The organism is Bacillus thuringiensis, assembly GCF_001455345.1.
In the GTDB taxonomy this organism is placed as follows: domain Bacteria; phylum Bacillota; class Bacilli; order Bacillales; family Bacillaceae_G; genus Bacillus_A; species Bacillus_A thuringiensis_N.
In genome coordinates, this window is sequence record NZ_CP013274.1 from 1,836,764 (window position 1) to 1,849,580 (window position 12,817).

A 12,817-nucleotide genomic window follows, 5' to 3' on the forward strand; every position below is an offset into this window, starting at 1 on the left:
CAAATAAAACAATATGATAATTAAATTGTACCCTATAGAATAGACGCTTAAAAAAGTCTATTCTATAGGGTATTTTTTTGAATACGGAGTACTTTTTAGTTTTATTAAAAATAAAATATACAATGAAATATTCTTTATAATTGATAATTATTTATTGTAAAACAATAAATAATGTATTAGAATCAATATCGTACTAAATTAGTGAGGAGCTTTTGATAGAAAAAGTAACAACGCTGTTTTTGTTAGAGGAGGTAAAACTATGAACAATCACAATTTGATTATTAAAAATATTGACAACCCTCATGAGTTGGAGAAGATGTATAGAAAAGACCCGAAAGCTTTTAAAAAATCATTCTCACAAGCATGGGCTCAAAACCCTGATTCTCAGGTTCTAGGTGCTTGGTATGAAAGGTTACATTTCAAGGAGACGGCAAATACGGAAAAAAAGTCGTTGTTTCAAAAAGGTTTCTTATTCATGGGCATGTTAGCTATTCTGGCTGGGATAAGCACCAGAATCATTTTCTACTTTGTCGAACAAGAAGCAATTGCTCCAATTAACCTAGCTTTTGGTGTAATTCCCTTTATTGTCGCTTATTTTGTTTACAATAATACGCCGAAAAAAAGTATTATTTATTCCCTTATAGCGTTGTTCCTAGTTTCCGGGATATATCTTAATACGTTGCCATTAAATTATAAAGACAGTATTATCCTTGTGTATTTACATCTTCCTATATTGTTATGGGTCTTATTGGGACTTGCGTTTACGGGAAATGAATATTCAAAAGGTAGTACAAGATTAGCTTATATTAAATTTAATTTGGAATATGCACTTCTCTACGCCAGCATGGCAGTTAGCGGAATGATTCTAGCTGTATTGACTATGCGGTTATTTATCTTTGTGGACTTAGATATAGGAGAATTCTATTTTAGTAATGTTGTTTTATTTGGTGCTGCTGCTCTTGCTATTGTGGCTGCATATTTGGTATCAATGAATCTTAAACTTGCTAAAAATATTACACCATACATATCTAAAATTTTTAGTCCTCTCGTCCTGATTACGTTGCTAATCTATCTTATAACGGTTATATGGGTCGGGAAAAATCCTTTCTTGGACCGCAATTTCTTAATGGCCTTCAACGGAATACTCCTTGGCGTATTGGCTGTTACCATATTTTCTATTGTTGAGAGTGATTCAGATGAGAAAAAGAACATTTCAGATTATATAAATTTCGCCTTAATTGTTTTGGCGCTTATTATTGACACTGTGGCTTTGTCGGCCATCATATTCAGACTTTCTTCTTATGGGATTACACCTAATAGACTTGCTGTTTTAGGGGTAAACATACTGATCTGGGCAAATTTAATTTGGATTATGTTTTCCTATATGCGTTTCTTGCAAAACAAATCAGGACCAACAGCTATCCAAGATGCCGTTACGAAGTATTTGCCAATCTACGGACTTTGGGCAGCTTTCGTTATATTTACATTTCCTATAATTTTTAATTAGATAGGCTTTGTTAACTGGATAGAAAAAATATATTGAAAGTATTTTGATGTAATATATAATAAATTTAGAAAATTCGATAATGTCTTCTTATAAAGAGAGGTAGAGGGACTGGCCCTTTGAAACCTCAGCAACTTAATGTTAAATAAAGGTGCTAAATCCTGTAGGATCTAAAAGTCCTAAAAGATAAGAAGATGGTTATAAGTAAACCTTCTTCGTATTTTGAAGAAGGTTTTTGGTATTTTAAAGGATGGTGACGAAGAGAAGGAGAAGAAGAATATGTGAGTAGAAGGGAGAGTACAGTGAATAGTGAAGTTAGTAATATAAAAGAGAATAGCTCTAGTATATGGAGCAATAAAATTTTTTCGTATTTTTTCTTGGCAAGTTGTATTTCTTTAATAGGTAATTCTATGGTTACGCTCATTTTACCGTTATGGGTAATGAAATTAACGAATTCACCATTACTTGTCTCGGGGGTAAACATTGCCATTGCAACGGCGGCGATTTTATTTGCACCTGTAACAGGAACGTTAGCAGATCGAATGTCGAGAAGAAAGCTTATGATGATTGCAGATGTGATGAGATGCATCATCATGATTTTAATTGCAGTAATAGCATTTTATAATAATATGCTGTACATGCCGTTACTAATTTTACTTATTATACGCTCAATTGGAAGTGCCTTATTTACACCAGCTTCAAATGCAGCGTTAGTTACATATGTGGAAGAACAGCATGTTCAACAAGCTATTTCATTAAGACAAGTATCAATACAAATTATATCTGTGGCAATTCCTTTATTGGCTAGCTTTTTAATTAGTATTTTTAATTTTCATGGAGTATTTTTGTTAGATGCACTTACATTCTTTATATCATTTTTAATTTTAATGAGAATTAAATTTCCTCGTGAATTAAAAGTAGAGAAGAAGAAGCCTTTTTATGAAGATTTTAAAGAGGGATTTTCTGTTATTAATAGTAACAAATCGTTGAAGATATTACTAATGAGCGCTGCGGTCATTAATTTACTTGGAGCAGCATGTATACTTTCACTGCAAGTAATAGTTGTTAGAGAAATGGATCTTTCTACGCAGTGGTATAGCATTGTTTTTGCGGCATCACCGATAGGAATTTTAATTGGGGCATTAATTACTAAAAAGATTCGTACATATAAAACGATTACGACTGCCTTTATATTTACAGCTATTATGGGGGTATTTAACGCTGCAATGGGTACGACATTGAATCCGGTATTATTTACGTTTTATTATTTTCTGTCAGGGATTGCATTTGGAGTAAGTAATGTATATTTTGGAGTGTTGTATAGAAAGTTAATTCCAAATGAAGTGCAAGGAAGATTTTTCGGTTTCTTAAATTCGTTATTACTAGTATCAACTCCGATAGGAATTGCAATAACGGGGTATTCCCTAGAGTCAATTTCCGCGCCTATTCTATTCATTATAATTGGTATTATTACGTTTGTAGTTTCGGTTATTTCATTTGTAATGATAAATAAGAAATAAGTGTTGTATGAGACTTTTCAAAAATAAAAAACGTCCTATAGCAGGACGTTTTTTATTATGTATATTGCTGTTTCTTCTTAATAAGTAATAAAACTTGTGAAACACAAGCAAGTACTGGCAACTCAATTAATGGTCCAATAACGAGTGCAAGTGCAATAAGAGGCTCATCTGGAAAGGCTGTCACAGCAATAGCGAGTGCAACAGGCGAGTTTCTTGCTAACGTTGTTAAATTTAGACTTACTGTATCTTTATAAGATAAATGCATAATGCGGCCGATAAATTGTCCTAGTACAAAATTAATGATGAAGAACAATAGAACAGGAACGAGTAATAATAAAACAACATTCATATTTTGTAGTAAATATTTACCTTGTGATGCAAACATCGCTACTATTGCTAAACTTAAAAATACAATTTGGGCAGAGCTGAAAAACGGAATGAGTTTATTCTCGAGCGTTTCAGCTTTTTTCAGTTTATTCATAATGAATTTTGTAGCGTGTGCAAGTAAAAATGGTAAGACGATTACGATAACAATACTTTCTACTAAAACAGAAACCGCTACAGTCTTCATAACACCAGCGAATAAAAATAAATAAATGGGAAGTAGTAGTACTTGCAAAATTAAATTTACCGGTAAAATCGCTGTAGAAAGTGCTACATTACCTTTCGCTATTTCAGTAAAGATTAAGTACCAATCTGTACATGGAGTAACCATTAACATGATAAATCCAACCCAAAGTGCTGGGTGATCTGAAAGAAATAGTGCTCCTAACCCCCAAGCGAGTAAAGGTGTCCATAAGAAGTTAATAGTAAGACTTGTTCCAGCAAATTTTAAGTTGCGGAATCCATTTTTTATTTCTTTCAATGGGATGCTGAGGAATAATCCATAAAGCATGAAAAATAAGAAGGGGACAATAAATTGCTCTGAATACATATGTATGAAATTAAATTGCCCGAGTATGATGCCGCATGTAACAGCAAAAAGAATAATAAAAGTTTGAATCTTTTCTATAGTGCTCATGAGTAAAACCTTTCTAAATATGAATTTTCCTTTCTAAGTTTATTATACAATTAATATAGAGGTATTTGGTGTTCAATTGAGTTTTAGTTAATGTTTTTAATCCAAGATATTATTTTTTATTTAAAGTTACTTGACTAAAGTAAGTAGATATATTACAATCACTTACATAAGGTAATTAAATAACAAAAAGTTTTAATTAACTTTACTTAAGGTATCAATTGGAACTTTTTATTAGAATAAGAATTTTTATGATGATGAATAATGAATATGATAAGAAAGTTTAGGTGAAGAAAATGGGATTATTTAGCTCGTTATTTGGTAAAAAAGAAGAAAATACAAAAGTAGAGGGGAATAAAACAATGTCAAAAGTATTATTTGTAAAAGCAAACGATCGTCCAGCGGAGCAAGCAATTAGTTCAAAAATGTATGAAACATTTGTAAATACTTATAAAGAAGCTAATCCGAATACAGAAATTACAGAGTTAGATTTATTTGCATTAGATCTTCCTTATTACGGAAATATCGCTATTTCAGGTGGATACAAACGTAGTCAAGGTATGGAGTTAACAGCTGAAGAAGAGAAGGCTGTTGCTACAGTAGATCAATATTTAAATCAGTTTTTAGAAGCTGATAAAGTTGTATTCGCGTTCCCACTATGGAACTTTACAGTACCAGCACCGTTAATCACATATATTTCATACTTATCTCAAGCTGGAAAAACGTTTAAATATACAGCAAATGGTCCAGAAGGTTTAGCTGGTGGTAAGAAAGTAGTTGTATTAGGTGCTCGTGGTTCAGATTACTCTTCAGAACAAATGGCTCCTATGGAAATGGCAGTTAATTACGTAACAACTGTACTTGGATTCTGGGGAATTACAAATCCAGAGACTGTTGTAATTGAAGGGCACAACCAATATCCAGATCGCTCACAACAAATTGTTGAAGAAGGTCTAGAGAACGTTAAGAAAGTAGCGGCAAAATTTTAATTAATTGATAGTAAAATGGAAAAACCAACATGGATGACCATGTTGGTTTTTTAGTCTATTTTTCATGTTAAAAAATGTATATTTATAAAATAAAAGAAAAGTTTGAAAATAGTATTGCAAAATATTATATAGCAAACTATAATGAGTTCAAGAATAGTTGATACTCAAATTAAATATTCAGAAAATTCAATTAGTTAAAATTGGAAAATGAGATAAGGAAATTTGAATGGGGGTTATATTATGGCGAATAAAGTACCGTTTTCGTTCATAGTAGTTATTGGATTAATGTTATTTGCACTATTTTTTGGAGCAGGAAATTTAATTTTCCCGGCAATGCTTGGTCAATCGGCAGGAGAAAATGTATGGATTGCTAACGCTGGATTTTTAGTAACAGGTGTTGGATTACCATTACTAGGTGTACTAGCATTTGGTTTTTCGGGTAAAGATGATTTACAGTCATTAGCAAGTCGTGCTCACCCAGTGTTCGGGATTGTATTTACAACAGTTTTATACTTAGCGATCGGTCCGTTATTTGCAATACCGAGAACAGGAAATGTATCTTATGAAATTGGTCTTAAGCCGTTTATGCCAGAGGGGGTAGGTTCTACACCTTTAATTCTTTTCACAATTATATTCTTTAGTATCACTTGTTTTTTTTCGCTAAATCCCGCGAAAATTGTCGATATTGTTGGAAAAATCTTAACGCCAATTAAATTAACATTCATCGGTATTTTAGTAATCGTTGCTTTTATTCACCCGATTGGAGAAATGCAAGCACCAGTTGAAGCTTATACATCACACGCATTCTTTAAAGGATTCCAAGAAGGATACTTAACGATGGACACGCTTGCATCATTTGTATTCGGAATCATCATCATTAATGCAATTAAAGAAAAAGGTGCGAAAACGAAAACACAAATTATGGTCGTTTGTGCAAAAGCGACAATCATTGCAGCATCTATTTTAGCAATTATCTATACAGCTCTTTCTTATATGGGTGCTTCAAGCGTTGCAAAGCTTGGACATTTAGAGAACGGCGGAGAAGTATTAGCGAAAGTTTCTAACTACTATTTTGGATCATATGGTGGAGTATTATTAGGATTAATGATTACAGTAGCTTGTTTAACAACTAGTGTAGGACTTGTATCAGCGTGTTCTTCATTCTTCCATAAGTTATTCCCAAATGTTCCATACAAAGCAATTGCAGTCACGCTATGTGTATTTAGTGCAATTGTTGCAAATGTAGGATTAACGCAATTAATTGCAGTTTCTGTTCCAGTATTAACAGCAATTTATCCACTTGCAATCGTATTGATTTTCTTAACATTCTTCCATTCATTATTCAAAGGAAGAGCTGAAGTTTATCAAGTGAGCTTAACTGTAACATTTATTATCAGCTTATTCGATGGATTAAGTGCAGCTGGAGTTAACATTGAAGTAGTAAGCCAAGTGTTCACTAAATTCCTTCCGATGCAAGAAGTAGGATTAGGCTGGATCTTCCCAGCGATTATTGGTGGATTTATCGGATATGGCATTAGCGTTTTAAAACCAAAAAATCAAATTCAACCAGCAGCAAATACGAATAAGAAAATAGGTTAAATAAAAAAGTTATAGAACTTTAAAATGTACCCTATAGAATAGACACTTGAAAAAAGTCTATTCTATAGGGTATTTCTTGTATAATAAAAAGAAAATTGGGATCGGAGAATGTTGAAAATGACAAAAAAGCTATTTACAGAAAGAGAAATTCAAATTCTATCAAATAACTTATACGTAAAATCTGTAAGTCAGAAAGGTATCACTTATACAGAGGAATTTAAGCATATTTTTATTGAGGAAAATGAAAAAGGAAAGCTACCTCGAAATATTTTTGAAGAATGTGGTTTTGATATAGATATGATTGGAATGAAACGGGTTATGTCATCGGGAAGTAGATGGCGTGCTGCTTATAGAAAAAATGGTGTATTGGGTTTAAGGGATACACGTATCGAAAACGCCGGAAGAACTCTTGAGAGAGAGCTTACGTTAGAAGAAAAGTATGCCCGTTTAGAAGCCGAACGAAACTTACTAAAGGCGGAAAACGAATTGCTAAAAAAAATCAAACTTATGGAAGGGAGGATGAGAAGGAAATAACACTACCATCTAGTCAGAAATTCATCTTGATTCGTTCTGTCATCATGAAATACAACTTAAGGAATATGGTCAGTTATTTGTGTAAAATAGCTGGTGTATCCCGTTCGGGATACTATAATTACTTTTCAGTTTCATCTCAAGAACAACGAAAACAAAAGAGTGATCGAGATGAAATCTTGAAGGAAACCATATTAAAAGCACTTCGATTTAGAAATAGAAAGAAGGGGGCTCGTCAGATAAAGATGACATTGGCGGGTCAGTTTGAAGTTGTCTACAATTTAAAGCGTATCCGTAGAATTATGAAGAAATACGAGATTGTCTGTCCGGTTCGCAAAGCGAATCCTTATAAAAGAATGCTTAAAGCTACAAAAGAACATCGAATAGTACCGAATCAATTAAATCGAGAATTTAAACAAAATACCCCAGGGAAAACACTTCTTACAGATATCACCTATTTAGTTTACGGTAAGAATCAAAGGGCCTATTTATCTACAATTTTAGACGGCTCAACTAATGAAATTTTAGCTTACCATGTTTCAGAACAAATGACATTAGAGCTCGTAACGACCACTCTCCATAAACTAAAAAGGAATCCGCGGATTCGATTGATTGAAGGTGCTTATATTCATTCAGATCAAGGAGCCCACTACACAAGCCCAACCTATCAAAGGCTAGTCAAAAAGCTAAACCTTGGACAATCCATGTCAAGAAGAGGAAACTGTTGGGATAACGCCCCACAAGAATTTTTTTTTGGTCATCTGAAAGATGAAGCTCATATAAAACCTTGCGCATCCTTTGATGAGTTGAAACAAGAGATTAAGAAATATATGACGTACTATAATCACTATAGATATCAATGGAATTTAAAAAAGATGACTCCTGTTGGATACAGAAATCATCTTCTTCATGTTGCCTAACTTTTTTCAAAATGTCCTTTACAAAGGGTACAGATTACTTGTTTCTATAGCTTTTTTTGTTACTATTAATAATGAAAGAAAATAAAGTAGTAGGGGATATAAAATGAAAAAAACAATTGATCATATAGGCATCGCAGTTCGAGATATAGATAGTACGATACGTTTTTATGAAAAGGTTTTGTTAGGAACATTAATAGATCGTTATGTAAGTGAAGCACCTGGTGTTGAAAGTGAAGTAGCCATTCTTGAAGTGGATGGAGATAGAATTGAATTGCTTGCGCCGACAAATAACACTACTTCACCAATTGCCCGATTTATAAAACAAAAAGGTAAAGGTGTACATCACGTTGCGTATCGTGTAGATGATTTAGATATAGCTTTAGAAGAATTAAAAGAACAAGGAATTCGAACGTTAGAGCATACACTTCGAATTAATAAACACGGCAGAAGATTAATCTACCTTAACCCAGCGGATACAGAGGGAACAATCATAGAGTATTGTGATTATCCGGAAGAAAAATAAAAGAAGCTTTAAAAAAGGTGTTATGTACTAAGTGACACCTTTTTATTTATCCTGCTATTTGTGAAGATGAACAAAAAACACTTATTCAAGATTCACTTTATGTTTTTTTTCAATGTTTTGATGAAAGTATTTCGACAAGTTGAATATATATGATATGAAGCTTTCCTATATAGGAATGAACAAAAATTAAAGCAGGCTATTGGGTAGAAAGCCTCATTTTGCATAAAGGTATGTGAAGAAAAAAGCGCGGTTTGTAAGCAACTATATATTTTTAGACAGTATAAATAGTTAATTTCATGTATTGGAGTGTGGCTATTTGTGACGATTTCATATAGTGCAGAAAATTTTAACGTATTATTTGTAAAATCTAGTGTTACTGTATATTTTCCAGTGCTAGAGGAGTCTATATTTAATAGTTTGAAAAAGGCAGTTGGTAATGTAACGATGGTAACATACGAAAACATGGTGAAAACAGCTTTGAAGATAAAACCAGCTCTTATCATTGTCTTTCACGGTTTTGAAGAAGGGATAAGTAAAGGGATTCAAGAATTAAAACAATATAACTTTAAGACTGCACTTTGGCTTACAGATGATCCTTATTTTACAGATGTGACGAAAAACTTAGTGCTTGATTATGATTATGTTTTTACACAAGATACAGGGTGTATTGATTTTTATAAAGATTTAGGCTGTGATAATGTGTATTACTTGCCTTTAGCGGCAGAACCTCCTATATATACGCCGATACTTACGGAAGAGGAATACTTATTTGATATCAGTTTCATAGGCACAGCTTTTGATAATCGGCTTGAGTTTATTGATTCAATTGCAGAGTACTTAGCGACTAAAAATACTCTAATTATAGGATGTAATTGGGATAGACTAAAAAGTTATGAGTTATTGAAGGATAAAATAAAACTTTTACCATTTTTAGTTTATAAAAATAGTATGGAATATTACAAAAAAAGTAAAATTAACATGAATATACATCGATCGATAGAGGATGTAACGTTTAATATAAATAGAGTAAAAATAAATGCTTGTTCCATTAATAATCGTACATTCGAAATAGCTAGTACAGGTGCTTTTCAAATGACGGATATTCGTTCGGACTTGGAAAAGTGCTATATTCCAGGGATACAAATTGAGACATTTACTTCATCGGTTGATTTTATAGAGAAAGCAGAAAGATATTTAGCGAATCCATTACAAAGAAAGAAAATTGCTATGGAGGGATTTAGAAAAACACTAATTGAACATACATATGATAAAAGAGTAAAACAGTTGTTAAAAATAATTGAAGTAAACTCTAAAAAAGAAAATGAATTTTAAAAAAGAAAGGTTGTGTTGAAACACAACAAATGTGAAGAACGATTTATTTTAACGTTAGAGCATACAATTCATGATAAGTCTGTTAAAAGATTGATTTATCATATCCATGTGAACGATTATTGAGTATTATAATTATCTGGAAAAGTATTACGTAATAACGTAATACTTTTTTATTTATTCTGCTATTCGTGTACATTAAGACTCCAATCTTAAAATAGGTTGAACGCCGAGGGAGTTAGTCCAGAGATTAACTTGTGTGGGGAGGATTAAAGTTTTTACTTTGTATTTCACACTTTCTTCACAAATGATTCACGATAACTTTTCTTCTTCAGGAACTTACGTAAATATATTTTGTGATATAATAACAATCGACTTTAAAAATGTAAGTAGTATCTATGAAGGTAGTTACTATTGTATTAGAAGTTTAGAGGTGAGAGAGAAATAAAGAGTTATACTGTATAGAAGTTTATATTTAATCAAGTTAATATTTCGCCAAGGGATTGAATTTGAAAGTAGCTGTAATAAAAGTATAGCGATGAGGAAGAAAGAAGTGAAATGATTGTGAAAGTAATGAGAAGGTTAGGGGCATGGCTATTACTTGCGAGTGTGCTTATCATATTGATACCGAAAAGTGCATCTGCTCATGCGTACGTTGTGAAATCAAACCCTACTGAAAATGAAACATTGAAGAAAGCACCATCTGTTGTAAAAATCGAATTCGATGAGGACATACAAGTTTCAAGTTTTAATACATTGTACGTGAGAGATACATCAGGTAAAAGGGTCGATTTAAAAGATGCTCATATTGATAAAAAAAATAAAAAGCTATTAGAAGCTGGATTAAAAGACAATCTCAAAAATGGTCTTTACTCTATTCAATGGAAAGTGATTTCAGCTGATGGACATCCAATTCAAGGAGTTATCCCGTTCCGGGTTGGATTAGCGGAAGCGGGAGCAGATGATATACAAGTAGAAGAGATGGGGTATGTCCCACAAATTGATATGATTATGGAACGTGGAATTTTATATACAAGTTTCTCACTATTTATAGGAGTTCTATTCTTTAATCTTATTATGTATAAAGGGAACGTAATAGAAGTTCAATTAAGAAGTAAAAAAATAATATGGATTTCATTAATTGGTATATTCATTAGTTTATTATTCAATCTACCACTGCAAGCGAAAATAAATGCTGATGTTTCATGGCTAGAAGCATTCAATCCTTTATTATTAAAAGAAACGTTACAGCTTTCTGTTTTTGGTTATGTATGGATTACTCAAATGGCTCTTATAAGTGTGCTTATAATCGCTTCGTATGTTGCGATGAAGCGTGAGAAGCTTTCGTCGTTTAAAGTATGGAGCATTCCATTGCTATTGTTTATCGGGATACTTGTTATGAAAGCCTTTAATAGTCACGCATTTGGTTTAAAGTTTAAAGATATTGCTGTCGTTATGGATTTTCTACATTTATTCGCGGCTTCATTATGGATTGGTGGTTTATCATCTATTATTCTTCTTTTACGTAAAGAGGATAACAAGTGGAATATGTATTGGGATATGATTAAGCGTTTTTCACCGTGGGCAACAGGTGCTGTCATCGTGATTTTAATAACAGGTCTTTTTAACAGTACATTTTTTATTCCAACAATCCACTCGTTATTTGATACAAAGTATGGATTAGCTTTATTAGCAAAGATACTTTTATTCATTTTCATGGGGATATTGGGAATTGTTCATTATGTGAAAGGGAAAATGAGAGCGGAGCAAGGATTAGGCGCTACGGTGAAAGTAGAGTTTATCATTGGAATTATCATTTTCGTAATCGTAGCTTTTATGACAAACGTACAAACACCGCCGATGCCTCCTACTGGACCTTTTACAGAGAGTAAACAAGTAGATAATGGATATGAACTTACGCTAAATGTGAGTCCTAATAAGGTAGGACAGAATACATTTCATATTACTGTGAAGGATGAGAATGGCCAACCTGTTACTGATATGGAGCAAATTACACTAACGACTCAATCGTTAGATATGAATATGGGAAAAGGATCATTTAAAGTTTCGGCAGTTTCACCGGGAGAATATGAAGCAGAAGGTATGTATATTAATATGACAGGCAACTGGAATATACAAGTACATGGATTAACGAAATCGCTTGATAGCTTCGATACAGATTTTAAATTTATTGTCGGTGGCAGATAAAAAGAAGTTATGTATGAAAAGGAGCTAATAGAAAATGAAACGTATAAAAAAATTAGGAACAACAATGATAGCAACAGTAATTGCAATGGGTATTTTTTCGTTACCTGTTAGTGCGCACGTAACTGTGAAGCCAGCAACTTCTGACATTGGTTCTTGGGAGACTTACACGATAAAAGTACCAGTTGAAAAGAATATAGCAACAACAAAAGTTACACTGAAAATACCGTCGGGTGTGGAATTCCAACAGTATGAACCAGTGCCAGGATGGAAAGTGGGAGAGCAAAAAGATAATGCCGGAAAAGTGAAAACTGTAGTATGGGAAGCAACAGGAGAAGGAATTTCACCTGGTCAGTTCCAGCGATTTACTTTCGTCGCTAAAAATCCGGATAAAGAACAAAAAATAGCTTGGGATGCATATCAACAATATAAAGACGGAGAAATTGTTGAATGGACAGGCGATGAAAAAGCTGAAAAACCGCATTCACTTACTACAATTGTAAAAGGTACGTCATTAACAGGAGAACATGGTGAAGTGTCTAGTGTAGAAAAGAATGAAGGTACTAGTAATATGCAATTGATAGCGATTGTTTTATCTATTTTGGCGATTGTATCGTCGGTAGGTACGTGTGTTTTTGTAGTACGTCGTAAAAAATAAGTAATATTGAAAGGTCTCATT

Annotated in this window: 10 protein-coding genes and 1 riboswitch; of the genes, 9 read left to right on the top strand and 1 reads right to left on the bottom strand. The window is 32.9% G+C overall.

Annotated elements, in window-relative coordinates:
- Window positions 1–259: 259 nt before the first annotated feature.
- Together ATN06_RS09645 and ATN06_RS09650 are read left to right on the top strand one after the other, a co-directional pair.
- The gene (locus tag ATN06_RS09645) at window positions 260–1,507 is read left to right on the top strand and encodes a DUF4153 domain-containing protein (protein ID WP_060630444.1); all 1,248 of its coding nucleotides are present in this window, start codon (window positions 260–262) and stop codon (window positions 1,505–1,507) included.
- Window positions 1,508–1,591: 84 nt separating this feature from the next.
- A riboswitch (SAM riboswitch) is annotated at window positions 1,592–1,697 on the top strand.
- A gap of 88 nt (window positions 1,698–1,785) precedes the next feature.
- Window positions 1,786–3,024 carry an MFS transporter gene (locus ATN06_RS09650; protein ID WP_420480576.1) on the top strand — a complete coding sequence of 413 codons (1,239 nt, stop codon included), beginning with the start codon at window positions 1,786–1,788 and terminating at the stop codon, window positions 3,022–3,024.
- Between the two features lie 55 nt (window positions 3,025–3,079).
- Here ATN06_RS09650 and ATN06_RS09655 read toward each other — a convergent pair whose 3' ends face one another.
- Window positions 3,080–4,045, bottom strand: coding sequence for an arsenic resistance protein (locus tag ATN06_RS09655; protein WP_060630446.1), 966 nt, complete (start codon window positions 4,043–4,045; stop codon window positions 3,080–3,082).
- Between the two features lie 293 nt (window positions 4,046–4,338).
- On the opposite strand from ATN06_RS09655, the gene ATN06_RS09660 reads away from it, so the two are divergent.
- The 7 genes from ATN06_RS09660 (at window position 4,339) to ATN06_RS09695 (ending at window position 12,796) form a co-directional block, all read left to right on the top strand.
- Window positions 4,339–5,031 carry an FMN-dependent NADH-azoreductase gene (locus ATN06_RS09660; RefSeq protein WP_060630447.1) on the top strand — a complete coding sequence of 231 codons (693 nt, stop codon included), beginning with the start codon at window positions 4,339–4,341 and terminating at the stop codon, window positions 5,029–5,031.
- Window positions 5,032–5,271: 240 nt separating this feature from the next.
- Window positions 5,272–6,630: a branched-chain amino acid transport system II carrier protein gene (gene brnQ / locus ATN06_RS09665; protein ID WP_060630448.1), complete on the top strand. Its 1,359-nt coding sequence runs from the start codon at window positions 5,272–5,274 to the stop codon at window positions 6,628–6,630.
- Window positions 6,631–6,738: 108 nt separating this feature from the next.
- Window positions 6,739–8,081, top strand: a protein-coding gene (locus ATN06_RS28240) for an IS3-like element ISBce14 family transposase (RefSeq protein ID WP_088116071.1) whose coding sequence is annotated in 2 segments (ribosomal slippage) — window positions 6,739–7,120 and window positions 7,120–8,081 — 1,344 coding nt in all. Because the reading frame shifts where the segments join, the coding sequence is not laid out codon by codon here.
- A 103-nt stretch (window positions 8,082–8,184) separates the two neighbouring features.
- A complete protein-coding gene (locus ATN06_RS09680) occupies window positions 8,185–8,604 on the top strand; it encodes a VOC family protein (protein WP_060630450.1) in 420 nt (139 codons plus the stop codon).
- A gap of 318 nt (window positions 8,605–8,922) precedes the next feature.
- Window positions 8,923–9,936 (top strand): CgeB family protein, encoded by a 1,014-nt coding sequence (locus ATN06_RS09685; protein ID WP_060630451.1) that lies wholly within the window; start codon window positions 8,923–8,925, stop codon window positions 9,934–9,936.
- A 555-nt stretch (window positions 9,937–10,491) separates the two neighbouring features.
- Complete coding sequence (locus tag ATN06_RS09690) at window positions 10,492–12,141, top strand: copper resistance CopC/CopD family protein (protein WP_060630452.1); 1,650 nt, start codon at window positions 10,492–10,494, stop codon at window positions 12,139–12,141.
- 34 nt (window positions 12,142–12,175) lie between these two features.
- Window positions 12,176–12,796 (top strand): YcnI family copper-binding membrane protein, encoded by a 621-nt coding sequence (locus ATN06_RS09695; protein WP_060630453.1) that lies wholly within the window; start codon window positions 12,176–12,178, stop codon window positions 12,794–12,796.
- The last annotated feature ends 21 nt before the right edge of the window (window positions 12,797–12,817 follow it).

What these genes read in the sequence shown, in the direction of transcription:
- ATN06_RS09695 (WP_060630453.1), top strand. Translation starts at nt 12,176, where the DNA reads ATGAAACGTATAAAAAAATTAGGAACAACAATGATAGCAACAGTAATT.
- ATN06_RS09690 (WP_060630452.1), top strand. Translation starts at nt 10,492, where the DNA reads ATGATTGTGAAAGTAATGAGAAGGTTAGGGGCATGGCTATTACTTGCG.
- brnQ (WP_060630448.1), top strand. Translation starts at nt 5,272, where the DNA reads ATGGCGAATAAAGTACCGTTTTCGTTCATAGTAGTTATTGGATTAATG.
- ATN06_RS09645 (WP_060630444.1), top strand. Translation starts at nt 260, where the DNA reads ATGAACAATCACAATTTGATTATTAAAAATATTGACAACCCTCATGAG.
- ATN06_RS09660 (WP_060630447.1), top strand. Translation starts at nt 4,339, where the DNA reads ATGGGATTATTTAGCTCGTTATTTGGTAAAAAAGAAGAAAATACAAAA.
- ATN06_RS09655 (WP_060630446.1), bottom strand. Translation starts at nt 4,045, where the DNA reads ATGAGCACTATAGAAAAGATTCAAACTTTTATTATTCTTTTTGCTGTT.
- ATN06_RS09680 (WP_060630450.1), top strand. Translation starts at nt 8,185, where the DNA reads ATGAAAAAAACAATTGATCATATAGGCATCGCAGTTCGAGATATAGAT.